Source organism: Urbifossiella limnaea, assembly GCF_007747215.1.
In the GTDB taxonomy this organism is placed as follows: domain Bacteria; phylum Planctomycetota; class Planctomycetia; order Gemmatales; family Gemmataceae; genus Urbifossiella; species Urbifossiella limnaea.
The window spans coordinates 3,539,709-3,562,251 of the sequence record NZ_CP036273.1 but is presented as its reverse complement, the minus strand read 5'-3'; the positions used below and the strand labels follow the sequence as shown (position 1 = coordinate 3,562,251).

General features: G+C 70.0%; 29 protein-coding genes. 15 read left to right on the top strand and 14 right to left on the bottom strand.

The window, feature by feature from the left end:
• The first annotated feature begins 99 nt into the window (after positions 1–99).
• Entirely contained in the window at positions 100–315 is a 216-nt protein-coding gene (locus ETAA1_RS14605; protein WP_145239568.1) for a hypothetical protein, read from the top strand.
• 206 nt (positions 316–521) lie between these two features.
• On the opposite strand, the gene ETAA1_RS14600 is transcribed toward ETAA1_RS14605, so the two are convergent.
• Both ETAA1_RS14600 and ETAA1_RS14595 read right to left on the bottom strand, forming a co-directional pair.
• Positions 522–701: a hypothetical protein gene (locus ETAA1_RS14600; protein ID WP_145239565.1), complete on the bottom strand. Its 180-nt coding sequence runs from the start codon at positions 699–701 to the stop codon at positions 522–524.
• A 50-nt stretch (positions 702–751) separates the two neighbouring features.
• The gene (locus ETAA1_RS14595) at positions 752–2,143 is read right to left on the bottom strand and encodes a DUF1501 domain-containing protein (RefSeq protein WP_145239562.1); all 1,392 of its coding nucleotides are present in this window, start codon (positions 2,141–2,143) and stop codon (positions 752–754) included.
• A 219-nt stretch (positions 2,144–2,362) separates the two neighbouring features.
• Between ETAA1_RS14595 and ETAA1_RS14590 the strand changes: the two genes are divergently transcribed.
• From ETAA1_RS14590 to ETAA1_RS14580, 3 genes are all read left to right on the top strand, one after another.
• A complete protein-coding gene (locus ETAA1_RS14590; protein WP_145239559.1) occupies positions 2,363–3,085 on the top strand; it encodes an SGNH/GDSL hydrolase family protein in 723 nt (240 codons plus the stop codon).
• Between the two features lie 463 nt (positions 3,086–3,548).
• Positions 3,549–3,848 carry a hypothetical protein gene (locus tag ETAA1_RS14585; RefSeq protein WP_145239556.1) on the top strand — a complete coding sequence of 100 codons (300 nt, stop codon included), beginning with the start codon at positions 3,549–3,551 and terminating at the stop codon, positions 3,846–3,848.
• A gap of 129 nt (positions 3,849–3,977) precedes the next feature.
• Positions 3,978–6,563, top strand: a complete 2,586-nt coding sequence (locus ETAA1_RS14580) for a hypothetical protein (protein ID WP_145239553.1) — start codon at positions 3,978–3,980, stop codon at positions 6,561–6,563.
• Positions 6,564–6,639: 76 nt separating this feature from the next.
• Here ETAA1_RS14580 and ETAA1_RS14575 read toward each other — a convergent pair whose 3' ends face one another.
• Complete coding sequence (locus ETAA1_RS14575) at positions 6,640–7,053, bottom strand: DUF3024 domain-containing protein (RefSeq protein WP_202920897.1); 414 nt, start codon at positions 7,051–7,053, stop codon at positions 6,640–6,642.
• Positions 7,054–7,576: 523 nt separating this feature from the next.
• Between ETAA1_RS14575 and ETAA1_RS14570 the strand changes: the two genes are divergently transcribed.
• Positions 7,577–8,182 carry a hypothetical protein gene (locus ETAA1_RS14570; RefSeq protein WP_145239550.1) on the top strand — a complete coding sequence of 202 codons (606 nt, stop codon included), beginning with the start codon at positions 7,577–7,579 and terminating at the stop codon, positions 8,180–8,182.
• Positions 8,182–8,472: a DUF3024 domain-containing protein gene (locus ETAA1_RS31935; RefSeq protein WP_202920896.1), complete on the top strand. Its 291-nt coding sequence runs from the start codon at positions 8,182–8,184 to the stop codon at positions 8,470–8,472. The genes ETAA1_RS14570 and ETAA1_RS31935 overlap by 1 nt, the downstream gene beginning before the upstream one ends.
• A 51-nt stretch (positions 8,473–8,523) precedes the next feature.
• On the opposite strand, the gene ETAA1_RS14560 is transcribed toward ETAA1_RS31935, so the two are convergent.
• Together ETAA1_RS14560 and ETAA1_RS14555 are read right to left on the bottom strand one after the other, a co-directional pair.
• On the bottom strand, positions 8,524–9,123 hold the full coding sequence (locus ETAA1_RS14560; RefSeq protein ID WP_145239547.1) for a SprT-like domain-containing protein: 600 nt from the start codon (positions 9,121–9,123) through the stop codon (positions 8,524–8,526).
• Positions 9,124–9,191: 68 nt separating this feature from the next.
• Entirely contained in the window at positions 9,192–10,112 is a 921-nt protein-coding gene (locus tag ETAA1_RS14555) for a transposase family protein (RefSeq protein WP_145239544.1), read from the bottom strand.
• Positions 10,113–10,336: 224 nt separating this feature from the next.
• On the opposite strand from ETAA1_RS14555, the gene ETAA1_RS14550 reads away from it, so the two are divergent.
• Both ETAA1_RS14550 and ETAA1_RS14545 read left to right on the top strand, forming a co-directional pair.
• The gene (locus ETAA1_RS14550) at positions 10,337–10,732 is read left to right on the top strand and encodes a TspO/MBR family protein (RefSeq protein ID WP_145239541.1); all 396 of its coding nucleotides are present in this window, start codon (positions 10,337–10,339) and stop codon (positions 10,730–10,732) included.
• A 6-nt stretch (positions 10,733–10,738) separates the two neighbouring features.
• Positions 10,739–11,245 carry a DUF6933 domain-containing protein gene (locus tag ETAA1_RS14545; protein WP_145239538.1) on the top strand — a complete coding sequence of 169 codons (507 nt, stop codon included), beginning with the start codon at positions 10,739–10,741 and terminating at the stop codon, positions 11,243–11,245.
• A 69-nt stretch (positions 11,246–11,314) separates the two neighbouring features.
• Here ETAA1_RS14545 and ETAA1_RS14540 read toward each other — a convergent pair whose 3' ends face one another.
• Complete coding sequence (locus ETAA1_RS14540; protein ID WP_145239535.1) at positions 11,315–12,874, bottom strand: right-handed parallel beta-helix repeat-containing protein; 1,560 nt, start codon at positions 12,872–12,874, stop codon at positions 11,315–11,317.
• Between the two features lie 196 nt (positions 12,875–13,070).
• On the opposite strand from ETAA1_RS14540, the gene ETAA1_RS14535 reads away from it, so the two are divergent.
• On the top strand, positions 13,071–13,907 hold the full coding sequence (locus ETAA1_RS14535; RefSeq protein ID WP_145239532.1) for an alpha/beta hydrolase-fold protein: 837 nt from the start codon (positions 13,071–13,073) through the stop codon (positions 13,905–13,907).
• A gap of 100 nt (positions 13,908–14,007) precedes the next feature.
• Positions 14,008–14,592, top strand: a complete 585-nt coding sequence (locus ETAA1_RS14530; protein ID WP_145239529.1) for a CIA30 family protein — start codon at positions 14,008–14,010, stop codon at positions 14,590–14,592.
• Positions 14,593–14,624: 32 nt separating this feature from the next.
• Here the strand turns inward: ETAA1_RS14530 and ETAA1_RS14525 are convergent, their stop codons facing one another.
• The 3 genes from ETAA1_RS14525 to ETAA1_RS14520 form a co-directional block, all read right to left on the bottom strand.
• Positions 14,625–15,164, bottom strand: a complete 540-nt coding sequence (locus ETAA1_RS14525) for a hypothetical protein (protein ID WP_145239526.1) — start codon at positions 15,162–15,164, stop codon at positions 14,625–14,627.
• 138 nt (positions 15,165–15,302) lie between these two features.
• A complete protein-coding gene (locus ETAA1_RS33460; protein ID WP_261342019.1) occupies positions 15,303–15,428 on the bottom strand; it encodes a hypothetical protein in 126 nt (41 codons plus the stop codon).
• A gap of 122 nt (positions 15,429–15,550) precedes the next feature.
• On the bottom strand, positions 15,551–16,204 hold the full coding sequence (locus ETAA1_RS14520; protein ID WP_145239523.1) for a hypothetical protein: 654 nt from the start codon (positions 16,202–16,204) through the stop codon (positions 15,551–15,553).
• A gap of 78 nt (positions 16,205–16,282) precedes the next feature.
• Here ETAA1_RS14520 and ETAA1_RS14515 point away from each other — a divergent pair, with 78 nt between their 5' ends.
• Genes ETAA1_RS14515 through ETAA1_RS14495 form a run of 5 tightly spaced genes read left to right on the top strand, consistent with a single transcriptional unit; the run spans position 16,283 to position 20,739 of the window.
• The gene (locus ETAA1_RS14515) at positions 16,283–16,639 is read left to right on the top strand and encodes an ArsR/SmtB family transcription factor (RefSeq protein WP_145239520.1); all 357 of its coding nucleotides are present in this window, start codon (positions 16,283–16,285) and stop codon (positions 16,637–16,639) included.
• A 56-nt stretch (positions 16,640–16,695) separates the two neighbouring features.
• The gene (gene arsM / locus ETAA1_RS14510; RefSeq protein WP_145239517.1) at positions 16,696–17,553 is read left to right on the top strand and encodes an arsenite methyltransferase; all 858 of its coding nucleotides are present in this window, start codon (positions 16,696–16,698) and stop codon (positions 17,551–17,553) included.
• Between the two features lie 40 nt (positions 17,554–17,593).
• Entirely contained in the window at positions 17,594–17,965 is a 372-nt protein-coding gene (arsD, locus tag ETAA1_RS14505; protein WP_145239514.1) for an arsenite efflux transporter metallochaperone ArsD, read from the top strand.
• 30 nt (positions 17,966–17,995) lie between these two features.
• Complete coding sequence (arsA, locus tag ETAA1_RS14500; protein ID WP_145239511.1) at positions 17,996–19,768, top strand: arsenical pump-driving ATPase; 1,773 nt, start codon at positions 17,996–17,998, stop codon at positions 19,766–19,768.
• Positions 19,765–20,739, top strand: a complete 975-nt coding sequence (locus ETAA1_RS14495) for a cation diffusion facilitator family transporter (RefSeq protein WP_145239508.1) — start codon at positions 19,765–19,767, stop codon at positions 20,737–20,739. The genes arsA and ETAA1_RS14495 overlap by 4 nt, the downstream gene beginning before the upstream one ends.
• Positions 20,740–20,884: 145 nt before the next feature.
• On the opposite strand, the gene ETAA1_RS14490 is transcribed toward ETAA1_RS14495, so the two are convergent.
• The 5 genes from ETAA1_RS14490 to ETAA1_RS14475 all read right to left on the bottom strand — a co-directional run bounded on the left by ETAA1_RS14490 (position 20,885) and on the right by ETAA1_RS14475 (position 22,461).
• A complete protein-coding gene (locus ETAA1_RS14490; protein WP_145239505.1) occupies positions 20,885–21,427 on the bottom strand; it encodes a hypothetical protein in 543 nt (180 codons plus the stop codon).
• A 27-nt stretch (positions 21,428–21,454) separates the two neighbouring features.
• The gene (locus ETAA1_RS14485; RefSeq protein ID WP_202920895.1) at positions 21,455–21,604 is read right to left on the bottom strand and encodes a hypothetical protein; all 150 of its coding nucleotides are present in this window, start codon (positions 21,602–21,604) and stop codon (positions 21,455–21,457) included.
• 52 nt (positions 21,605–21,656) lie between these two features.
• A complete protein-coding gene (locus ETAA1_RS14480; protein ID WP_145239501.1) occupies positions 21,657–21,854 on the bottom strand; it encodes a hypothetical protein in 198 nt (65 codons plus the stop codon).
• A gap of 64 nt (positions 21,855–21,918) precedes the next feature.
• Positions 21,919–22,080: a DUF5670 family protein gene (locus tag ETAA1_RS31930; protein WP_202920894.1), complete on the bottom strand. Its 162-nt coding sequence runs from the start codon at positions 22,078–22,080 to the stop codon at positions 21,919–21,921.
• A gap of 141 nt (positions 22,081–22,221) precedes the next feature.
• A complete protein-coding gene (locus ETAA1_RS14475; RefSeq protein WP_145239498.1) occupies positions 22,222–22,461 on the bottom strand; it encodes a hypothetical protein in 240 nt (79 codons plus the stop codon).
• Positions 22,462–22,543 lie beyond the last annotated feature (82 nt).

Genomic DNA, 22,543 nt, shown 5'->3' with positions numbered 1-22,543 from the left:
CATCGAGCCGCAGGAATCGGCACGGCCCACCGGCGTCGTCGTACAGGTGGTACACGGCGAACACCGGCATCCGCGTCGGCAAGGGAGAGATCGAGGCGATTGCATGGTCACGCCGCCGTGCCGCCGGGCGTGCTGTTCACCTACTTCCTGTTCCCGCCGAACCCGTTCAACGCTTTGGCCCACCGGGTCGCGGACCCGATCACGAACAACTACCGCTACAAGCTGGCCAAGGCGAAGGTGGTCCGCTTGGGCGAGTCGCCGTACAAGAAGGACCGCCGGTTCATGACCTTCCAGCGGCGAGACTTCGGGGGTTGAGATCAAGGACGCGAGTAGGCGGGGCGTACTCGGGGGCGGCGGTCGCAACGACGGCCACGGCCCGACCGGAGTATCCGTTCGTACGGCGGCGACCGTGCGGTTCGGGGGACGGTTCCTTCGCGGCCACCCCCGCCCGGCGGCACGCGTCCACGGCCTCCGGGTGGGGTTGCGAGGCCGTTTGCGAGGCCGCACGCCCGCACATCCTGTCAGGCCGACAGATCGACCGCCGGGGCGGGGACGGCACGGGCGACGCGGTCCCGGAGGAGCCGCACCATTTCGAGGGCCATGTACCCGTAGTCGTCGGGGACGTCGAGGCACACGACCCGCTTGCCGCGGAGGGCGGCCGGGAACGAGCGGGCGAGCTTCGCCCGGTGGGCCGGCTCCATGACGAAGACGACGTCGGCCCACGCGACCAGCTCGGGGGGTCACCGCGCCCTTAGCGCAGCACCGACTCGATCACCCGCCCGCGGGACACGGGCAACGGCCGCCCCTCGATGTCGTGGATCGTCGCGTCCGGGTCGAAGCCGAGGCAGTGGAAGATCGTGGCGAGGTAGTCGGCCGGCCGCACGGCGTCGTCGGTCGGCTCGCCCGCGTGCCGGTCCGTCCTGCCGACGACCACCCCGCCCCTCACCCCGCCGCCGGCTAGGGCGATGGAAAACACCCGCCCCCAGTGGTCCCGCCCGCCCTTCGCGTTGAACCTCGGGGTGTGCCCGAACTCGGCCACCCAGCAGACGAGCGTCTCGTCCAGCAGGCCGCGCTGGTCCAGGTCCTCGATCAGGGCCGAGTACGTCCGGTCCATGGCCGGCATCAGCCACCCCTTGAGGCTCTCGTTGTGCTTCTCGTGGGTGTCCCACCCGCCGCCGTTGGGCAGCTTCTTGTCCGGCGACGCCCAGTTCACCTGGACCAGCGACACCCCGGCCTCGACCAGCCGGCGGGCGAGCAGCACGCTCTGCCCGTGCTTCGTCCGCCCGTAGCGGTCCCGGACGGTGACCGGCTCCCGCGTCAGGTCGAACGCCTCCCGCCCCCGCCGCCCCGCGATCAGGTCGATGGCCTGCTGCCGGTAGCGGTCGTGGTCGGCGGTCCCGGGGTGATCGGCGAGGTGCCGGTCGAGCCGCCCCAGCAACGCCCGGCGGTGATCGACCCGGGACGCGGGCAGGTCGGCGGACGGTTCGCACCCCGGGGTGGTAAACGTCGGGTCCGACGGGTCGCAGTCCAGGGACCACGCCTCGTACTTGCGGCCCAGTGCCCCGGCGTCGGTCCCGGGCCACGGGTACAGGCCGTCGAAGTTCGCCAGCCGGCGGGGGAGGACGACGGACGACGGCAGCCCGTCGACGGCGGGCCGGAGGGCACGCACCACGGCGTTGTACGGCGGCCAGTCGTTCGGCTTGCCGGGGGTGGCGTTCTCCCGGTTCAGGGGGACGTGCGGGAGGCCGGTGAGCATCTGGTAGCCGCTGGTCGAGTGGGCGTTGTCGCCCGTGACCATGGTGCGGACGACCGCGATCTTGTCCGTCAGCCCGGCCGTCCGTGGCATCAGCTCGCCGACGCGCAGCCCTGGGGTGCGGGTGGGAATCACGCCGAACGCCCCCCGGATTTCGGCGGGCGCGTCCGGCTTCGGGTCCCACGTCTCGTGGTGCGGGATGCCGCCGCCGTTGAACAGGACGATGACGGACTTCGCCCGCGGCCGAGAACCCGTCGCTGCCGCCGCGGCCCGGCATCGGAGCAGCCGCGGTAACGACAGGCCGCCGAGGCCGACGGCACCGATGCGTAGCAGTTCCCGGCGGGTGAAGCCGTCGCAGAGGGGTGCGGTCTCACCCGTGACGCGAAGCATGGGAACGCCCTTCTGGCACGGCAGTCGCCCTTCGAATGTGGGGGCGGGCACGCGTAACCGGCGGGGCACCGCCCGGGTCGGCAGGTGCGGAGGCAGGCGAGGAAACTCTACCCGATTCCCGGGAGGTTGCAACAGCCCTCCGGCCCTCGGCAGGAGGTTAGTGCAGCGGACCGCGACGGTGTACAATCGGACCGCCCCCAACCCCGACCCGGAGGCGTGATGCCCGCCTGGCTGTACTCGATCGCCGTCGCCTTCGTCCTGGCCGCCGGCCTTTCCGCCGGCCAGGACGGGAAGAAGGACGCCCCCAAGACCCCGCCGAAGAAGGCCCCGCAGCCGGCCCTCGCCCCGGTCGTGGACGTGCCCGGCCTCCCCCGCGTGCTCTTGATCGGGGACTCCATCTCGATCGGATACACCCTACCCGTGCGGGAGAAGTTGAAAGCCGTAGCGAACGTCCACCGCCCGCCGACCAACTGCGGCCCGACCACCCGCGGGGTCGCTCAACTGGACGGGTGGCTGGGGGACGGCCGGTGGGACGTGATCCACTTCAACTTCGGGCTGCACGACCTGAAGTTCGTGGACGACAAGGGGCAGAACACCAGCCCGGACAAGGGGAAGGTTCAGGTGCCGGTGGAGGAGTACCGGAAGAACCTGGACGCGCTGGTCGGGCGGATGAAGAAGACCGGCGCGAAGCTGATCTTCGCCACGACCACCCCGGTCCCGGAGAAGGAACCCGCCCGGCGGGCGGACGCGGACCGGGCGTACAACGCGGCGGCCCGGGAGGTGATGGCCCGGCACGGGGTCGCGGTGAACGACCTGGACGCGTTCGTCCGCGGGCGCAAGGGGGAGGGGCAGCTCCCGAACAACGTCCACTTCACCCCCGACGGGTACACCGCCCTCGCCGGGCAGGTCGCGGCCGAGGTGAGAAAGGCTCTCGGCCGGTAGCCTCCCACCCGCGCAATCGTTAACGGGAACCTCGGGACGGATCTTGTGGTTGCTGCGCTCTCCCGGCCGACCGGCGTACGGCGACGCCGTGCGGCCCACCCCCGCTGGCCGCCACCCGTCATTCCGCTGACGTGGACTCGTCCGCGCGGAGGCAGTTCGGGCAGTACCACGGGGCCGGGGTCGTGACCGCCGTCGGACTGCGCTTGCGGCACGTCGCGCACAGGTATCGCTTCCCCCGCACGGCGGTCTTGGGGCGGACACGTTTCCCGCTCCGGTCCCATTTCTCGCCCATCGCGGCCTCCCGGCCTCGCGGCTCGCACTCTCGCGTAGATCACCTCGGTCCGGGCTCCGCGATCCGGCACGGCGGAGTTGCAGAGGATCACCCCTTGAGCATAGGATCTCGCCGAGCGTGAGAATCTCTCCGTCGTCGCCGCCACACCACTCACGGGTCACGAGTAGCTGCATGATCGCCTACGTTCTCTATACGCCACTGGCTATTGCGAACGGCATCCTCCTCTACTTTGCGGGACGCGGAGCCGTCCGCGGGTACGGGAACGGCCGGCTGATTCCCCTCACGCTCCTGCTCGCCGCCGCCCTGGCGGGCAGCCTGTACTTTCTGTTCGCCGTTGACGCCGACTGGGGGCGGTGGGTGGCCGTCGGGTTGGTGGCGGCCGTGGCGGTCCCGCTCCTCGCCCCGGTCGCGCTGCTGGTCGTCGGCGTGTTCATCACGTGGCTTAGCGGGAAGCCGATCCGCTGGAACTGAACCGGGCGGTCGGAGCCCGTGGCCGGTCCGGTCGATCGGGCCGCCTCGTTGCCAACCGCCGGCCCCGGCGTACCCAAAGGTGGGGGCGGTTCCCGGCGGTTCCCAGTGGTCGCTGGAGCGGGAGATCCGATGCGCGCCCTCATCGCTGCCGGTCTGGTCGTACTGGCGTCCGGGTCGGCACCGGGAGCCGACCCGCCGCGGTGGATCAAGCCGCCGGCACTCCACGCCGACGAGCAGACCGGGGCGTGGCGGGTGACCTTCGAGCTCGACGCGCTCACCGACGTCGAGGTCGCCCTCGTCGACCCGGCGACGTCCGCCGTCGTCCGACACCTGGCCGCCGGGGTGCTCGGTCCGAAGGCCCCACCGCCGTTGGCAGCCGGCTCCCGGGCGCAGTCGTTGGAGTGGGACGGCAAAGACGACTACCAGGTCCGCGTCCGCCGGCCCGAGGCCGTGGTCGTTCGCGTCCGCGCGGGGATGGGGGTGGCCCTGGAGCAGATCGTGGGCGGCGACCCGTACGCGTACTACTCCGAGGAGAGCGGCCACAACGACCACAGCCCGTTCGGCATCAACGGCCTCGAACGGAAGCCGGACGGCACGGTGTACGTGCTGGGGCACTCCAGCAACCTGGGGCCGCCCGCCGTGCGCCGGTACGACGCCGCCGGGAACTACCTGCGGACCGTCTTCCCGCCGCCCGCCGGCAAGGCCGTCGCGGCCGTGACGGGGTGGGGCATCAACGTCAGACCCGACGGCACCTACACGCCCAAGTTCACCCGGCTGACGGACCCGTCGCTGACGACGACGATCCTCGACACCGCAACGGGCGGGATGGCCCGGTTGATCCCGACCCCCGACCCGACGCGCCTCAGCTTCTGGCACACCGGCCCCGGCAGGGCCACGTTCGAGCTCCTGACGGTCAACGCGGACGGCACCATCCCCGAGGCCGCCGGCGAACGAATGCCGGGGCCGCTGGTGACCAGCCCGCCGCTCGGGCTGGGGCCGGTGACGCCCGACAGCCACGTCGTCAACGCCCTGCTCGGGCCGGTCTTCACTTGCCCGACCCCAGACGGGAAGCACTTCTACCTGAGCGGCGTCTACGCCGCGACGACGAGATACGGTTCGATCCAGGAGATCAAGGCGGACGGCACCTGGCGGGACGGGCAGGTGTGGAAAGTCGATCGGGAAACGCGGACCGCCCGGGTGATCTTCTCACTGGACCCGAGGACCATTCCTACGGTCGTGAAGGACCGCCGGGCGGCACTCGGCGGCACGCACAGCTACGCCGCCCTGCACGGCGTCGCCGCGGACACGGCCGGGAACGTGTTCGTGTGCGACCGGCTCAACAAGCGGCTCGTCGTTCTGGACCCGACGGGGAAGGTCGTCCGCGCAATCCCCGTCGAACGCCCGGATGCCGTTGCCGTGAGCGCGAAGACGGGTGCGCTCTACCTCACCACCCGCTTCGGCGACGAGCACGCGGGCCGCGGGCGGGTGGCGTTGCTCAAGTTCACCGACTGGCGGAAGGACGACAAGCCGGCGGCCACCATCCCCGTGTCCGAGACGGGGTACACCGACCACCACAAGTGCTCCCACCTCGTCGTGTGCGACACCGACACGGCCGTGAACGTCTGGGTCGCGTACACCGAGATGCCCGTCCGCATCTACCGGGACGACGGGAAGGATCTCACCCTGCTCAAGGACTTCTACCGGGTCGAGGGGGCGCAGCGGTGCCTGGGGTTCGACCGGATGGAAGTGGACCAGAAGACCGACGAGGTCTACCTGCTGGACGACCACGCCGGCGTCTGGAAGGTCGGGGACTGGAAGTCCCCCCGCTTCGTGAAGGTGCCGCTCAGGACGGCGAGCATCGCCATCGACCCGCGGAACCGGCACGTCTACGCCCGCACTCTCGCCGACGGGAGTTCCTCCTACTCGGTCGGCAAGGTGGCCCGCTTCCACCTCGACAAACCCGATTACCCGCCGGCGAACCTCGGGGACACGGGGAGCAACCGCCTCACCCCCGCCTTTCACCACGAGTGGTGCTTCACCGGCAACGGCGACAAGGGGATCGCGGTCGCCCCGAACGGCAACCTGGCGGTCGTCGGCGACCCGAAGGACGGCCTGCGGGTGTTCGCCGGGACCGGGGCGAAGGTGCCGTGGGGGGCGACGACTGTCGCCAGGCTGCCCGACGCCGCCGGCGGGGTACGGTTCGACCCCCGGGGGAACCTCTACGTCGGGTACGTCGACCGGAAGCCGCCGGCCGGGTTGCCCGGGTTCGAGGGCGATCGGTTCGCGGGTGCCGTGGGCCGCATCCACAAGTTCGCGCCGACCGGCACGCTGGAGAGCGGCAACTTGTTCCCCATAGCTCCGATCGGCCCGACCGTCTCTTACGACGTGCCGTACGGCGCGTTCGATACGGACTGCATCACCCGTACCCCCCGGTTCGACGTGGACGCCTACGGCCGGCTCTACTACCCCACGAACGTCGCTCAGCGCGTGGCGGTCGTCGACAACGCGGGCACCGAGATCCTCCACTTCGGCACCTACGGGAACCGCGACTCGACGGGCGGACTGCCCGGGGATCTGGTTCCGACGCGGGGCATCCCGCTGGCCTTCCCGAATAGCGTCGGGGTCACGGACGACCACATCTACGTCGCGGACATGGTGAATCTCAGGCTGCTGCGGGCTCGGAAGACCTTCCGGGCCGAGGCCACGTCGCGGTAGCGCGTCGGCCCGCACGCCGGGAGAGCGTGTCGGTGTCGGCACGCCGGGTTGCCGCGACCGCGGTGCCGTCGATCCGCTATGGCACGAACCACGGGTCGTCCCGGATGGCGTCCAGGCACTCGTCCACCGACAGGGCGTCGAGCACCCCGACCCATTCCTTGCCCGTGTACCGCATGGCGTACAGGGCGAACGTGCCGTTCCCGAGCGGTTCCATCCGGGCGAACATCGCCTCGAACGCGGGGGCGAGGGCGGTCGGGCTCGGGCAGGCGTAGGTCGAGAAGAAGTAGAAGTAGTTCCTGTACCACTTCGCCCCGATGTCGGTGATGGAGTTGAGCGGCCCGTCTGTCGGGGGCGGCAGGACGTGCCGGGGCTTCAACACGGTCTCGACCAGATGCGTGGATTTCGCTTCCACCTCGGTCTTGAGGGCGGCGGGTACGGCGGCCCGCGTCCGGGCCGGTCGGATGTTCCACGGTTCTCTCGGCGTCGCCATCGCTTCCGCTCCTTCCGTTCACCCCCAGTTTCCCCTTCCAGATCCGCCTTGCACGCCGACGCCATTCCGGCGAACGACTCCTATTCGGCCGGTGAACTCCACTGCGATCAGTACGGACGCTGTCGCGCGTGTCTCCAAACCTACAAACCGCGTCACCCGGGACACGATGACCGACCTCTCGCTGGCAGGATGCGGCCCGTTTCCGGGGAGTAATTCCCCGCCGCCCCCCACGCGACAAGAGCAGTCCCCTATAAGGATTCTTTTCTCGGATTTCATCCCACCATCCTGCCAGCACATCAACGAAACACTGGTAATCCTGGGGTTTCGTCATGGCAGGATGCGGTTGCCGGCATCCCGCCATCCTGCCAGGGCGGTGGGGGAGGCTTCACTCGCCGAAGTGAAGGAGGCGGCCCCGGTCGCAAGGACGAAAAACCCGAAAACGTGACTGGCCGGCCCGTCGGCTCTCGCCTGGCACTTGGGGGCGGCTGGAACGCCCCCGTGTCACCAACCAGAGGAGGGGACCATGTCCGGGGACGAGCAGGACGACGAGGTGCGGGACTCGATCGAGCGGATCGACCGGGCGCGGCGCAAGCGGTCGGACGCGGCGTGGCGGCCGTTCGAGGAGAAGTGGGCGGCCCTGATCGCGGCCCGGTACGCCGCCGTCTTGGCGGTGTACGACGACGGCCCGGTCGTGACGGCCCCCGAGGTGGAGGCAGGCTCGGCCCTCGACGCCCTCTTCCCCGAGATGGTCCGGGAGGCAGCGCGTGTGGCGTGTGAGCAGGACTTCGAGACGCGCCGTGGCGTCCGCGTCCTGGACGGCGTGCTGGGCGGTGACGACGTGTGCGTCGTCTACAACAACAATCCGTACCAGCAGAAACTGACCCGCCGGGACCAGGAGCTGGGCGAGGTCCGGCGGTGGCTGGCGGACAACGCTGACGAGGTCGCCGAGTTGGCCTACGCCGAGTACCCCGACCTGGGGAGGGACGAGGGGTACACGTACGCCCTGCTGTTGCGGTGCGACCCCGGGTTTGTCGGCGAGGTCGCGGAGCAGTACCAAGCCGCCACCGACCGAAGCCTCGCCGACTTGACCGAGTCGGTGGACGACGGTGGAGCCTTCGGGGACGAGTGATGGACGGGTCGGTTGACCTGCACCTGACCCGGATCGAAGCCTACATCGCGGAGAAGGGCGGCGGGGTCGTCGTCCGCAAAGTCGGCGGCGGGTACTCCCTGTTCCGCGAGTCGTCCGGCCGGCCCGTGGCCCGGTTCCGCCCGACCGGAGCCGGGGACGCGGTCGAGGTGAAGTGGTGGAGCCACCGCGAGCGGTGGGACGACATCGGCGATTTCGGCCCGATCGTCCTGCCGCTCGACCGGGCGTTGGCCTACCTCGCCGAGGACCCGATGGGCTGCTTCTGGCACTGATCGCCACGAACCCGGACCTGCCGTCAGTCGCCCGAAACCACCCGTGCTTTGCTACCCGGCGTTCGGACCGCCCGGCCCGAACACCCACTCCAACTCGCTCCGGGCGGGGCAGCGGCACCGCCACACACCAGTCTTCGGCCGTCTCGCACGCTTGTGAGTGGTGCCGCAGCCGGCACAGTTCGCTTTCCACCGGGTGGGGGCCGGTTCCGTCACAGTGGGCACCGTGGGCTCGCGGGCTGGGTCTCCGGCGTAGGCGAACACGAGTGGAGTTCGTGCCGGACACTTGCAGCGGTAGCCGGACAACGAGCGGGGGCGTTTGTACCGATGGTGGGTCCGGTTGCAGGACGGGCAGGTGGTCCGCCAGTCGCCGGGCTCCACCACCGTGTCGGGCGAGTCGTCGCACGCCCGCGGGGTCGCCCCGAGGCGGGCGGCGACCGCCTGCCACACCGGGCCGTGCTTGGCCGCCGGGCCGGCGAGGGCGTGGGCGATCTCGTGCAAGAGGGTGTCGAGGACGGTCGCGTCCGGGTTGTGCCGGGCGTGGTACTCGCTGATCTCGATCCGCTTCCGGCGGTACTTGCACACGCCCAGCCGCCGCTTCGAGGCGGCCAGCCCGAACGTCCACCCGGCCAGTCGGTGTTCGGCGAACAGCACGGCGGCGGTCTCACTAGAGGCGCGCCGTAATAGTGGCGGTCACGACCGTCCCCCTCCCCGAGAACGGGTCAGTCCGCCGGCCGGGCGTCGATCATCCGGTTGACCAGCCCGGCCACCGCCCGCACCCGGACCTCGTGCCTCTTCCGCCCGTGCCGGTTCACCTGGGTCAGCGACTGGAACACCCGCAGCCGCCGGATCGTGTGCTCGACCACGATCCGGCGCCGGGACACCGCCCGGTTGTACCGCACGTCCGCCGCCGGCCGCGGCTTCCCCCGCGGCTTCCGCCGCGGGGTCGTACACACCACCCCGGGCCGCAACTCGCCCGCCCCGATGTACGCCTTGTCCCCGATCAACCCGACCCCCTTCGGCAGCCGCCCCAGGAGCCGCGACCGCCCCAACAGCTTGAGGTCGGCCGTCGGCCCCGGCACGCTCGGCGGGACGTGGACGACCCGCCCGGTCTCCTCGTCCACCCCGACCTGACTCTTGACCGTGTGCCGCTTCTTCTTCCCCGAGTAGTCGGCCCGCTGCCGCCGCTTCGGCCGGTGCGTCGGCTGCTCGAACGTGTCCACCAGGACGGCCAGCCCGGGGGTGTGCCGGAGCACGGCCGGGAGGTCGCGGCGGTGGTGCTTGCCCGGGTCGGGCATTCGCATGGTGTCCTTCCCGGCCGCGGCGAGGACCGGGACGGACCACCCGGCGAGGCGGCGGGCGGCCGACTCGGAAACCCCGAACAGGTACCCGAGGACGGCGTAGGTCGGGTACACCCGGAGCCAGACGACGGCGAGCAGGATGCGGTCGGGGTGTTCGAGCCCGGTGGTGCGGCCGCCGCCGACGGCGCGGCTCCGGTCGGGTCGGTCGTGGCGGGCGAAGTCGGCGTCGGCCAGGGCCGGGAGGACGTCGGCGAGGAGGGCGTCGAACACGTCCGGGGTGACCCCGGTGAGGGACCGGAAGACGGCCGGGTTCTTCCGGAGGCGGTCGAGACGTGCGATCATGGGCGAGTGTTGGTGTGGGGTCGGAGCCGTGAGCTCAGCCAGGTTAGAACCCCACCCCTTACCCGGCTATTGCGGCGCCCCTCTACTCAGTATCTTCGGCTCCATGCCCTTCACCCCGAACCACGCTGCGGATTGATGCCCATTTTACCCGCTCTCGCGGCGGGCGGGTGCGGTCGGGGTGTGAGAGGATGACGTGCGGAACCGACCTCGGGCGGGGACCGGCCATGACCTGGGCGGAGTGGTACAACGCGTTGGCGAAACCGAGGTGGACCCCCGACGGGGGCACCATCGGGCTGATCTGGTCGCTCCTGTACCCGGTCATCGCGGTCACCTTCGGGTCCGTGTTCGTGCAGGCGGTGCGGCGGAAGATCCCGCGGTCGGTGGCGGTGCCGTTCGCGGTCAACTTGGTCGCCAACGTGATCTTCACCCCGATCCAGTTCGGGCTGCGGAACCTGCCTCTGGCCGCGGCCGACATCCTCGTGGTGCTTGTTTCCATTGTGTGCTGCATGGTCGCGGTGTGGCCGCATTACCGCTGGGTCGCCGTGGCGCAGGTGCCGTACCTCGTCTGGGTGGGCACCGCCACCGTGCTGCAACTCTCGATCACCCTCTGGAACTGGTGAGGCGACATGCTCCTCCGGCTCCCGCAGACGCTGAACGCCCGCCTCGGGGGCGGCCCGCCGGCGGCCTCGGCGTCGCACGCGAACCCGCTCCTCGACTGGTCGGTCCGGGCGTTCGCGGCGGGAACGAAGGCGTACCTGCTGCTGAGCAACACGCGGTCGCTCTACTCGGTGGTGCTCGTCGAAGTGGCCGGGGAGACGAGAACCCAGTTGGCCGAACGGGTCGCGGGTGCCGTTGAGGGAATCCTCGACGGAGCCGGCCGGCTCGCGGGCGTGGGCCGCGATCTCGCCGCGGAATCGGTGCGGTTCGCCAAGGCCCTCGACCGTTCCGTGACGGGGTCGATGAACGAACTGGTCGCGTACGCCGAGCTGCTGTTGGCCGACGGCGACCTGTCGGTGCCGGAAGTCGGGGTGCGGCTCAACGACCTGCTCCTGTCGGCGGCGGCCGGCGAGGGCAAGAAGTACGGCACGCCGCGGGCGGCGTTCGCGGCACTGGTCGCCGGTTCGTGTTCGTGACCGCACCGGATGCCGAGCCGACCGCTTGTGCCCCCGCCGAAAGCCAGTGGCCACTCCGCTCCGGACGGGTTACTTCTTCTCGCCCGTCACCACCGTGTTGCCCTCGACCAGCCCGGCCGTCCCCTGAACGTCCGCCACCTTCGCCTGCGGGTCGTCGGACCTGGCCGTGTTGCCGGTCACGTGGGGCGGCTTCCGTCCGTCCTTGACGATGATCGCCGTCCCTTGAAAGTTGTGTATCGCGTTGTCGGTGATGGAAACCGTTGCCTTGGTGGCCGAGACGGGGGTGCGGTAGCCGTCGAAGGCGTTGTCGGACACGGTCGCGGTCGAGCCCTCCCAGATCCAGACGGCGTTCCCCTGGCCCTTGCCGCCCCCGGTGAACGTGTTCCCGCTGATGGTGGCCTTGCCCTGGACCAGAACGGCCGCGACCCCACCGCCCGTGATTCGGTTGTTGGTGATCGTGGCCGTGGACCCGTCTTTCACGGCGACCAGCGGCGGCTGGCCGCCCGTGCGGGACAACTCGTTGTCCGTGATCACCGCCTGCGACCCCTCCGTGACGCCGATCGCGACCAGTTTGTTCCCGCCGCACGTGTTCTTCCGGATGACGGCGTCGGCCCTCCCCTGGAGGCCGATCCCCGCGGCCTCGTTGTCCTTGCACTCGTTGCCGACGATGAGCGGTTTGGCCCCGTCCCGGCAGCCGATGCCGGCCAGCTTGTTCTTCCGGCACACGTTCTTCCGGATGACGGGATCGGCCCCGTCCCGGCAGCCGATGCCGGCCATCTCGTTCTCGTCGCACGTGTTCGCCTCGACGACCGGGGCCGTCCCCTCCATCCGGATGCCGATCCCGGCCCGGCGGTTCTTGGAACAGGTGTTGCCCCGCAGCACGGGTTTCGCCCCCTCGCGGCACCCGATCCCTGCCCGGACGTTGCCCGAACACAGGTTGCCGATGACGATCGGGTCCGCCTTCCGACACCCGATCCCGGCCCGCAGGTTCTCCCGGCAGGTGTTGCCCCGAACGACCGGCTCGGCCCCCTCGGCAATGCCGATCCCGCCGCCCATGTTGCGGAACACGACGTTGTCGGCGATGAGCGGTGCGGTCGTCACCTTCTCTTTGCCGAGGATGCCGATCCCGACATCGCCGTTGTGGTGAACCAGGCAGTGGGTGACGGTGCAACTGACGCCGTGAATGCTGACGGCCGGGGTCGTCCCTTCCGCCCGCACCGAGCCCTCCTCGTCGCCCAGTTCCTCGCCCTTCGAGTCGAAGTGCTTCTTCCAGGTCGCCTCGTCGTAGGCCCCGACGTTGGTGACCGTGAAGCCGTCGAGGGTACTGCCCTCGGCCATCACCACGCCGGGCAGTTTCCCCTCCTTGCCGCCGTCGATGACCGTCGCCTCGGCCCGCTTCAGGCCGTCCACCCCCTTGGCGTCGTCCCCGCGGCTCCGCAAGGCGACCCCCGGCGTCAGGCGGACACGTTCGGCGTACGTGCCCGCTGCCACCGTGACGGTGTCCCCCGCTCGCGAGGCGTTGATCGCGGCCTGAATGGTCTTGTGGTCCTCCGGCACGCGAAGGTCGGCCGCCGCGGCCGACGGGGCGAGACCGAGGGCAATCAGAATGAGAAGGGCGTGGCGGAACACGGGTTTCCCCCTCGCGGACGTGACCCGATTCGGGGTGAATGCGGGTGCTCACGTCGTTGTAGTGGGCGGCGACCAAACTCGCGGGTGCGGCAGTATACCAATGGCTGTACGGCTGAGGTCGTGACCGCGACGGGCGTGTTCGCCTCGGCGTGCGGGCGGGTGAAGGCTTCGTCGCCGTGCCCGAGGAGGACAACCCGTGAACCGAGTGAACGGCGTCGGCTTGCTGCTGTCGGTGCTCGTCGCCCCGTCCGTTCGGGCCGACGAAAACGTCACGATCTCGGAGGCGAAGAAGGACGATGGCGGCGTCCTCGTCCACGAGGTCCGCTCCCTCTATCAGGCCAAGACGACGCAACTCCGGGTGCTCCTGCCCGGCGAGGTAGAGAAGGGCAAGACGTATCCGGTGGTGTATCTGCTGCCGGTCGAGGCCGGCACCGAGAGCCGCTACGGCGACGGGCTGAAGGAGATCCAGAAGCTCGACCTGCACAACAAGTTGTCGGCCGTGTTCGTGGCCCCGACCTTTTCGCACCTGCCGTGGTACGCCGACCACCCGACCAAACCCGAGGTCCGGCAGGAGAGCTACCTGCTCAAGGTCGTGGTCCCGTTCGTGGACAAGACCTACCCGGTTCGAACCAAGGCCGACGGGCGACTGCTGCTCGGGTTCAGCAAGTCGGGCTGGGGGGCGTGGTCGCTGCTGCTGCGGAACCCGGACGTGTTCGGCCGGGCCGCCGCGTGGGACGCCCCGCTCATGATGGACAGGCCCGGCAAGTACGGGAGCGGCGACATCTTCGGCACGCCGGACAACTTCGAGGGCTACCGGGTGAGCAAGCTGCTGGAAACCAACGCCGACAAGCTCCAGAACGAGAAGCGGCTGGTGCTGCTGGGTTACGGCAACTTCCGGGCCGAGCACGTGCAGGCCCACGCCCTCATGAACAAGCTGAAGATCGCCCACGAGTACCGCGACGGCCCGGACCGCAAGCACGACTGGCACAGCGGGTGGGTGAAAGAAGCGGCCGAACTGCTCCTCGGCAAGTGACTCCACCCGCCCCGGCGATCCATGGGCGACCGAGAAGCCCCCGCACCGGCCGCCTATCAATGAGCCGGGTGAGGACCGCGTGGGAACGGGGGACGGTGTGATGACCGGCCGCAACTGCTTCTTGGTTACCAGTGTCACGCTACTGCTGTCCGGGGCGGTCCTCATGGCCGACGACCAACCGCGAGTCCTGTTCGAGTTCGCCGGGGCCGACGCCGCGAAACAGTGGCAGGCGGTCAACGACGGGGTGATGGGCGGGGTCTCCGAGGGCACGTTCAAGATCACCGACAAGAAGACGCTGGAGTTCTCCGGCATACTGTCGCTGGAGAACAACGGCGGTTTCGCCTCGGTGCGGACGAAGGCCCAAAATCTCGGTCTTGCGAAAGGTGACACGCTGGTCGCCCGCGTTCGGGGCGACGGCCGGGTGTATTCGATGAACCTCTATCTGAACAAACCGCTGACGGCGTTCTCGTACCGGGCCGCGGTCCCAACCAAGAAGGACGAGTGGATCGAGGTGAAGGTGCCACTGGACACCTTCGAGGCGAGTTCGTTCGGCCGGGTGGTCAAGGACGCCGGGGCGGTGAAGCCGGACGAGGTGGCCGCCTTGGGCTTCCTGCTCGGCGACAAGAAGGCCGGGGCGTTCAAGCTGGAAGTCGAATGGGTCAAGGTGGAGCGGGCGGGTCGGTGAGCCCAACCGACGAAGAGTGGACGGTACACGGGCTATTTCGCCACGACGTACACTTTCACAGAGTCCTTAAACTCCTGAAGCCGAACTTGGTCGTTCACCTTGGTCTCGGCGAACTTGATCTCGACGCGGTACTCGTTGTAGGTGGTGCCGTTGACCGTCTTCTGACCGAGCAATTTGCTTTCCAGTGCCCGGCACGCGTCCGCCGGCAGCTTGACCGTCGCCGCCGGCTCGGGCACGTCCGGGAACAATCCGTCCGAGTGCTGATTGTTCAACCATTTGGCCATGCCCTCCGGGGTCGCCTCCTTGGCGAACTGGCAGACTTTGCCGCTTACGGGAAACCCCTTCTTGCCGTTGTCGATGTCGATCACCACCACCACCCGACGGTCGGCGAGCGTGTAGAACACCTTGGTGCTGGTGAACCCGATCTGGGACTGGCTGACCTCCAGCCGCTGCACCGTCTTCCCGCTCAGGTCGAGCGGAGCGGCCCCCTTGGGCGGCTCGTCCGCCGTCGCGGTCGTCACGAACACGGCCAACAGGGTCACTTTGAGGGTGACGGCTTTCAGGATGAACATCGCATCTCTTTGTTGTGCGAATCGCTGGGAACGGATCGCTCCCGCCCGACGAGGTCCGGGCGGTGCCGGTTCCGGACCAGTGTCTGTCCGCAGCCGGCCCCGGTCAAGCACGTTCCCCCTGCGGTCAGGGGGCGGCCGTCAGTCGATCGCCAGTGAGGCGGCGATCGCTTGCACGTCGGCAGGTTTCGGTGCCATCGGGTCGATGCCGTCGGGCAGCGTGAGAAACCGGAAGTGAGCATCGACCTTCAGCTCGACTTGTGCCAATTCTCAGGCACCTGGAACGCTGGAATTCCTTGAGGATGCGAGCATCCGAGGGATTTTTTGGACAGGCCGGGGTCGGCGCGGCGTCTTATGAAAACCCAAAAACCCCTTGTTTTCGCGATAAATCAGCAAAAGAGCCCCTGAGAATTGGCACAAGTCGAGTTCAGTCGCTCGGTGAAGAAACTGTTCATCCCTTGGTCGAGCGACGCGGCGAATCTAGCGAGTTGCTCGGCGTCCCAGCCGGCGTAGAAGCTGGCCGGGGCGAGCACGCACCAGCGGGCCGCGTTTGTTGCCAGGACCGGACGCAACGTGCCGTCGGTGACGTACCCCATCTCTTCGGCTCGGAAGCGGGCTTGAGCCCACGCCATCGCGTACCCGACGATCTCGAAGGCGGCGTAGGCCGGGTGGTTCGACGCCCATTTCAGCTCGACGAACGCGATCGTCGCCCCGGACCTGTGGGCCAGATCGACGTTGGCCTTTCGGCCGCCGTCGTCGAACAGGCCCCTCGCCGTCGGGATGGCGTTGGCCCAAGTGTCATCCGCGGTGCTTATCAGCAACTTCTCCAGGCTGACTTCTGCTGACCGATTGTCCTCGCTCAGAGTCGGTATCCGCTGCCACCGCCACTTCTCGCTTGAGGGGCGTCTGCCGTCCGTCCGCGTTCTGGCCCGCCACCGACGCTCCAGGTTGGCGTACACCAGCTCGCACGCCAAGCGGCCGTCGAAGTGGGGAGCGGCGAGCACCTTCACCGTCGGGCCGATGGTCGGGAGTGGTCGTACCACCCCCCGATGGTCTACTCGATTGACATCTCGATGCGTGGGCACTATAGTTCATCGTAGATAGACGATAAAAGAGCTCCTATGCCGCCACACCGGAAGACCGCCGCCGATCCCGAGCCCGATTGCTGCGTCCCGGCGGCGGTCGCGGCCCGTGCGGTTCCCGACTCCGCCGCGGCCGACACGCAGTTGGCCGCACTGGCCTGGGCGGTCGCCCACCCGGCCCGGGTCCGCATCCTCCGCATCCTGCTCGCCCGTACGGCGTGCGTGTGCGGCGAACTGGTCGATCAGATGCCGCTGGCCCAGTCCACCGTCTCGCAGCACCTGAAGATCCTCAAGGAGGCCGGGCTGGTGCAGGGCGAGATCGACGGGCCGAAGGTGTGCTACTGCGTCAACGCGGACGGGCTGGCACGGCTCAAGGAGCTCGTCGGCGGGCTGTGAGCCGCCTTTTTTGGGCCGAATCATCGTCCATCGACGATAAACAATAGGAGACCGTCATGTCCGAGTCCGTGGTGGAGAAGGTGCGGGCGAAGTACGCGGCGGTGGCCGCGAGCGGGCTGTTGAACGCCCATGCCGGGGTGGCGGCGGTCGCCGCGGCATTCGGCTACACCCCCGACGAACTCGCGGCGCTGCCCGCCGAGGCCAACATGGGCCTGTCGTGCGGCAACCCGACCGCGACGGCCAACCTCCGGCCCGGCGAGGTGGTCGTGGACCTGGGCTGCGGCGGCGGCATCGACGTGCTCCTCGCCGCGAAGAAGGTCGGGCCGACCGGCACGGCGGTCGGCGTCGACATGACGCCGGAGATGATCGGCCGGGCGACCCTCAACGCCATCAAGGCGGGCGTCACGAACGCGGAGTTCCACCTCGCCCGGATGGAGTCGATGCCGCTCGCCGACGGCTCGGCCGACGTGATCATCTCGAACTGCGTGATCAACCTGGCCCCGGACAAGCCGGCCGTGTTCCGCGAGATGTTCCGGGTGCTGAAGCCCGGCGGCCGGGTCGCGGTGTCCGACATTGCCCTCAAGAGGCCGCTGCCGGACGAGGTGGCGGGGAGCGTGGCCGCGTACGTCGGCTGCGTCGCCGGAGCGATCCCGGTCGCGGACTACGAGCGGATGCTCCGCGAGGCCGGGTTCGAGGGCGTCCGGGTGATCGACGCCGGGAAGGACCTGAACGCCTACGCGAAGGTGGAGGGCGGTGAGGGCTGCTGCTCGCCGGCCCCGAACTCGTCCGGCTCGTGCTGCGGGGCGGCCGGGGAGGCGGCTCCCGATTTGCATCCGGGCCTGGCACAACTGCTGACCCGCTTCGACGTGAACGAGTACGCCGCGAGCGTCCGCGTGTTCGCGGTGAAGTCCTGAGTCCCGTTTCCGCACACCCCCGTGACAGGAGGATACACCCGTGGCCACCCTGCAAGTGTTCGACAAGCCGATGTGCTGCTCGACCGGGATCTGCGGCCCGACGGTCGACCCGGTGCTGCCGAGGTTCGCCGCCGACCTCGCCTGGCTCAAGGACCAGGGCGTCGCCGTCGAGCGGTACAACCTGGCCCAGCAGCCCCAGGCGTTCGTCGCCCACCCGGACGTGACGGACGCCATCCGCGAGAACCACGAGCACGCCCTCCCGCTGGTCCGCGTGGACGGCCACATCGTCTGCAAGGGCGTCTACCCCGCCCGCGAGATGCTCGCCGCGTGGTGCGGCGTGTCGCAGTCGAAGCCGCTGACCGTGGCCGAGCCGACCGGCGGCTCGTGCTGCGGTTCCACCGGCTGCTGCTGACCCGACCCACCCGCACCCGAAGGTAGCGACATGGAGTTCCTGAAGCCCCCGACCCGCGTCCTGTTCTTCACCGGCAAGGGCGGGGTCGGGAAGACCTCCGTCGCGTGCGCCGCGGCGGTGAAACTGGCCGACGCCGGGAAGCGGGTGCTGCTCATCAGCACCGACCCGGCGTCGAACCTCGACGAGGTGCTCGGCGTGCGACTCGGCAACACGCCGACCGCCGTGCCGGGCGTCTCCAACCTGAAGGCGATGAACATCGACCCGGAGGCGTCCGCGAAGGCCTACCGGGAGGCCATGGTGGCCCCGTACCGCGGGGTGCTCCCCGATGCCGCGGTGGCGAGCATGGAGGAGCAATTCTCCGGCTCCTGCACGCTGGAGATCGCCGCGTTCGACGAGTTCGCCCGGCTCCTCGGCGGCACCGCCACAACCGGCGACTTCGACCACGTCCTGTTCGACACGGCCCCGACCGGCCACACGCTGCGGCTGCTGTCGCTCCCGTCCGCGTGGGACGGCTTCCTGTCGGCCAACACGACCGGAACCTCGTGCCTGGGGCCGCTCGCGGGGCTCCAGGCCCAGCAGAAGCTCTACGCCGATACAGTCAAGGCCCTCGGCGATCCGGCGGCGACCACCCTCGTCCTCGTCGCGCGCCCGGATGTGGCGGCGTTGCGGGAAGCAGAGCGGACCGCGGGCGAACTGGCGGCCCTTGGCGTCCGCAACCAGCACCTCGTCGTCAACGGCGTGTTCCGGGCGGTCGAGACGGCCGACCCCGTCGCACGGGCGATGGAGCGGCGTGCGGAGGAGGCCGTGTCGCGCATGCCGACGGGCCTGACGCACCTGCCGCGGACGGTGATCCCGCTCGCCCCGAACGGGCTGGTCGGGATCGACGCCGTGCGGGCAATGGGTTCAACTTCGCCGCGGCCCGCCACCGCCCCCGCGACGCCGGCCTCGGACGTGCCGCCGCTGGGGTCTTTGATCGACGACCTGGCCCGCCACGGGCACGGCGTCATCATGACGATGGGCAAGGGCGGCGTCGGGAAGACGACGGTCGCCGCGGCGGTGGCCGTCGCCTTGGCCGACCGCGGGCTCCCGGTACGGCTGAGCACGACCGACCCGGCCGCCCACGTGGCCGCGGCCCTGAACGGCGAGGTGCCGAACCTGACCGTGTCGCGGATCGACCCGCGGGCCGAGACGGCGGCGTACGCGGCCGAGGGCATGGCCACCGCGGGCAAGGATCTGGACGCGAAGGGCCGGGCCATGCTGGAGGAAGACCTGCGGTCCCCGTGCACCGAGGAGATCGCGGTGTTCCGGGCGTTCGCGGCAGCGGTGGCCGGGGGCGCGGGCGGCTTCGTGGTCCTCGACACGGCCCCGACCGGCCACACGATCCTGCTGCTCGACTCGGCCCTGGCGTACCACCGCGAGGTGACCCGGCAGGCGAGCGGGATGCCCGAGGCCGTCGAGCACCTGCTCCCCCGGCTCCGCGACCCGGACTTCACGCGGGTGCTGATCGTCACCCTGCCCGAAGCCACCCCGGTCCACGAGGCGGCGAAGCTCCAGGCCGACCTGAAGCGGGCCGGCATCGCCCCGTTCGCGTGGGTCGTCAACCAGTGCCTGACGCCGCTCGCGGTGACCGACCCGGTGCTGGTGTCGCGGCGGGCGCACGAGGCCCGGTACGTGCGGGAGGTCGTCACCGAACACACCCGCCGGGCCGCGTTGATCCCGTGGCAGGTCGAGCCGCCCGTCGGGCGGGGACCGCTGCTGGCCCTGACGGCCCCGGCCGCGGCGGAGGAACTCGTCCCGGAATGAACGCACCCCCACACGACCACGGTCGAGCGCACGGCCACCCCGCCGCGGACGCGACGGGCCGGGTGTTCCTCGTCGCCGTCGCCCTCAACCTCGGGTTCGTGGCGGTCGAGGTCGCGGCCGGGCTGTACGCCAACTCGCTGGCCCTGCTGGCCGACGCCGGGCACAACTTCGGCGACGTGATCGGGCTGGTGCTGTCCTGGGTCGCTCTCGTGCTGGCGAGGCGCAGGCCGTCGGAGCGGCTCACCTACGGGCTGCGGGGCTCGACAATCCTCGCCGCCCTCGGCAACGCCATGCTGCTGCTCGTCGCCGTGGGCGGCATCGTGTGGGAGGCGGTCTGCCGGCTCGGCGAGCCGGTCGCGGTCGGCGGGCCGACCATGATCGGCGTCGCGGCGGCGGGCGTGCTGATCAACGGGGCGACGGCCCTGATGCTGATGAGGGGTCGGCAGGCCGACCTGAACGTGCGGGGTGCGTACCTGCACATGGTCGCGGACGCCGGGGTCTCGGTCGGCGTGGTGCTGGCCGGGGTCGGCATGTGGTGGACCGGGTGGGCGTGGCTCGACCCGGCGATCGGGCTGGTCATCGGCCTGGTGATCCTTGCCGGCACCTGGGGCCTGCTCAAAGAGTCGGTGTTGCTGTCGCTGCACGCCGTCCCGGCCGGCATCGCCCCGGGCGAAGTGTCGGCCTTCCTCCGCGGCCTCCCCGAGGTGCGTGACGTCCACGACCTCCACGTCTGGGGCATGAGCACCACCGAGGTCGCGTTAACCGTACACCTGGTCACCCCGCGGGGTCACCCCGGCGACGCGTTCCTCGACCGACTCGCCGGGGAACTCGCGCACCGTTTCGGGATCGCTCACGCGACTGTCCAGATCGAACTGGGCGATCCCGAAGCGGTGTGCCGTCTGGCACCGCGGACCGTCGTGTCGCCCGCCGACGCGACCCGAGACGTTCCGCACTCACCGCGGCAGCCGTAACACCCGATGATCGCCCTCCGTCGCCGCCTCGCCGCCGAGTCGATCGGCACCGTCGTGCTGGTGTTCGCCGGGACCGGGGCGATCGTCACCGATGCCCTGACCGGGTCCGTCGTCCACCCGGGGATCGCCCACGACTCGACCAGGGTCAGCGGTAGAAGTCGATCCACTCGATCAACAACGACTTCGGGTTGTCGCGGAGGAACGCGGCCGGGAGCGTGACCTCGAACTGCCCGCCGTCGAGCGGGACGCCGGCGGCCGTCTTCCCGTCCTTGCCGAGCACCCGGATCGCCAGCCGGCGGGGGTCGGCCGGGGCGAGCGGCGTCTCGTCCTTGTCCGGCACCCACTGCCGGGCCTCGACCTTGCCGTCCCGGACCCCCGCGGCGGCCCCGACCGCGACCGCCCCGGCCGACACCTTCAGGTTCTCCAGCCCCTTCAGGTGTAGCCGCACGACGACGGCCTTCGGCCAGGCGTCGCCCGTCCGCTCGACCACCGCCCGGCTGATCCCCGACGGGCTCTTTACGTCGAGCGTGGTGCGCTCCCGGTCGCCGCCGACCGCCACCGTGTCGTCCGCCTTCCGGGTGGTGACGGTGAACCGGGCAGGTGGGTCGTCGGACGCGGCAGGTGGTATGCCGCGCGCGTGCGACGCCACATACAGCGTGAGAAGTAAGCTCGCAGTCGCCGCACGCATGGTCGGTCCTCCACACCCCGCCGGCCGTCACCCCGGCAGCGTCCGCGACTCGGGCTTGTTCAGCGGGTGCTGGTCCTTCCGCCCGTCGGCCACCACCTCCACCCACTCGGCGAACCGCCGGCCGAGTAGGCGACAGGCGTCCTCGACCTCGGCATCCCGCGGCTCCTTCGCGGCCACCGCCCCGTAGTGGCAGGTCGTCGCCTTCCCGGAGTGGTCGATGACCCCGATGTCACGCCGCCTCGTCCGTCGGCTTCTGCTCGGACGGTGCCGGAACCCGCTCCCACCACTGATGCGGGCACCCCCGGCACCGGTACTTGGTCTCGACGAACTTGCCGTCCACAGCCTCGACCGTCCGTCTGGCCCGGAACAGATAGCCCTTGTGCTGGCACTTCGGGCAGCAGCGGTCGGGACGAACGAACGGCGTCATGCAGCGGACTCCGGGACCGTCATGTCGGTAGTCGTGAGGGGTATCGTCAAGGCGGGCGACCGGGTCAGCCTCGCCGGCGGCCACCGAGCACGCGGAGCACGATCACCACCAGGACGAGGAGGAGGATGAGGTGGATGAAGGGGCCGCCGAACGGGACGATAAACGCCCCGAGAATCCAGAAGAGGACGAAGACCAGGACGATTGTTTCGAGCGGGTAGCGGAACATGGCGGCCTCGGGGCGGGGTCCGGGCGGATACTAGCAACCCGCGCCTCCCGCCAGACGGGTGACTCGCCTGTTAGCGACCGCTGCCGGTCGGCGGAGGGTCTCCTCCGACCGGGCGGCGATGGCGTGAGCGAACCGCGGGAACTACTCGCCGGGGCCGAGGTCGGACTCGATCTCGGTGCAGCTGATCACGTTCGCGGTGTCGTTGAAGTACACCAGCACCTCGGTCCCGTCCGCGTCCTTCCCGGAGTGCACCCCGCCCTTGTCCGGCTTGAAGTCGATCCGTGCGGCCCGTGTGAAGGCCGTGCCGCGCTTCACCGACGGGCTCAGATCCGCCTTCGGGTGCTTGGCCCACAACTCCGCAACCGTCTCCGCAAACGTCATCGCCGCCCACCTCCGCTGGACAGGAAACGGAACGAGATAGGGAGAGGGAAACCTGCCGTCAAGCGCGTCGGCCGAGCCGCCA

Excerpts from the sequence above, each read along its gene's own strand:
- ETAA1_RS14600 (WP_145239565.1), bottom strand. The coding sequence starts at position 701 with ATGGAGCCGGCCCACCGGGCGAAGCTCGCCCGCTCGTTCCCGGCCGCC.
- ETAA1_RS14595 (WP_145239562.1), bottom strand. The coding sequence starts at position 2,143 with ATGCTTCGCGTCACGGGTGAGACCGCACCCCTCTGCGACGGCTTCACC.
- ETAA1_RS14590 (WP_145239559.1), top strand. The coding sequence starts at position 2,363 with ATGCCCGCCTGGCTGTACTCGATCGCCGTCGCCTTCGTCCTGGCCGCC.
- ETAA1_RS14585 (WP_145239556.1), top strand. The coding sequence starts at position 3,549 with ATGATCGCCTACGTTCTCTATACGCCACTGGCTATTGCGAACGGCATC.
- ETAA1_RS14580 (WP_145239553.1), top strand. The coding sequence starts at position 3,978 with ATGCGCGCCCTCATCGCTGCCGGTCTGGTCGTACTGGCGTCCGGGTCG.
- ETAA1_RS14575 (WP_202920897.1), bottom strand. The coding sequence starts at position 7,053 with ATGGCGACGCCGAGAGAACCGTGGAACATCCGACCGGCCCGGACGCGG.
- ETAA1_RS14570 (WP_145239550.1), top strand. The coding sequence starts at position 7,577 with ATGTCCGGGGACGAGCAGGACGACGAGGTGCGGGACTCGATCGAGCGG.
- ETAA1_RS31935 (WP_202920896.1), top strand. The coding sequence starts at position 8,182 with ATGGACGGGTCGGTTGACCTGCACCTGACCCGGATCGAAGCCTACATC.
- ETAA1_RS14555 (WP_145239544.1), bottom strand. The coding sequence starts at position 10,112 with ATGATCGCACGTCTCGACCGCCTCCGGAAGAACCCGGCCGTCTTCCGG.
- ETAA1_RS14550 (WP_145239541.1), top strand. The coding sequence starts at position 10,337 with ATGACCTGGGCGGAGTGGTACAACGCGTTGGCGAAACCGAGGTGGACC.
- ETAA1_RS14545 (WP_145239538.1), top strand. The coding sequence starts at position 10,739 with ATGCTCCTCCGGCTCCCGCAGACGCTGAACGCCCGCCTCGGGGGCGGC.
- ETAA1_RS14530 (WP_145239529.1), top strand. The coding sequence starts at position 14,008 with ATGACCGGCCGCAACTGCTTCTTGGTTACCAGTGTCACGCTACTGCTG.
- ETAA1_RS14525 (WP_145239526.1), bottom strand. The coding sequence starts at position 15,164 with ATGTTCATCCTGAAAGCCGTCACCCTCAAAGTGACCCTGTTGGCCGTG.
- ETAA1_RS14515 (WP_145239520.1), top strand. The coding sequence starts at position 16,283 with ATGCCGCCACACCGGAAGACCGCCGCCGATCCCGAGCCCGATTGCTGC.
- arsM (WP_145239517.1), top strand. The coding sequence starts at position 16,696 with ATGTCCGAGTCCGTGGTGGAGAAGGTGCGGGCGAAGTACGCGGCGGTG.
- arsA (WP_145239511.1), top strand. The coding sequence starts at position 17,996 with ATGGAGTTCCTGAAGCCCCCGACCCGCGTCCTGTTCTTCACCGGCAAG.
- ETAA1_RS14495 (WP_145239508.1), top strand. The coding sequence starts at position 19,765 with ATGAACGCACCCCCACACGACCACGGTCGAGCGCACGGCCACCCCGCC.
- ETAA1_RS14490 (WP_145239505.1), bottom strand. The coding sequence starts at position 21,427 with ATGCGTGCGGCGACTGCGAGCTTACTTCTCACGCTGTATGTGGCGTCG.
- ETAA1_RS14480 (WP_145239501.1), bottom strand. The coding sequence starts at position 21,854 with ATGACGCCGTTCGTTCGTCCCGACCGCTGCTGCCCGAAGTGCCAGCAC.
- ETAA1_RS31930 (WP_202920894.1), bottom strand. The coding sequence starts at position 22,080 with ATGTTCCGCTACCCGCTCGAAACAATCGTCCTGGTCTTCGTCCTCTTC.
- ETAA1_RS14475 (WP_145239498.1), bottom strand. The coding sequence starts at position 22,461 with ATGACGTTTGCGGAGACGGTTGCGGAGTTGTGGGCCAAGCACCCGAAG.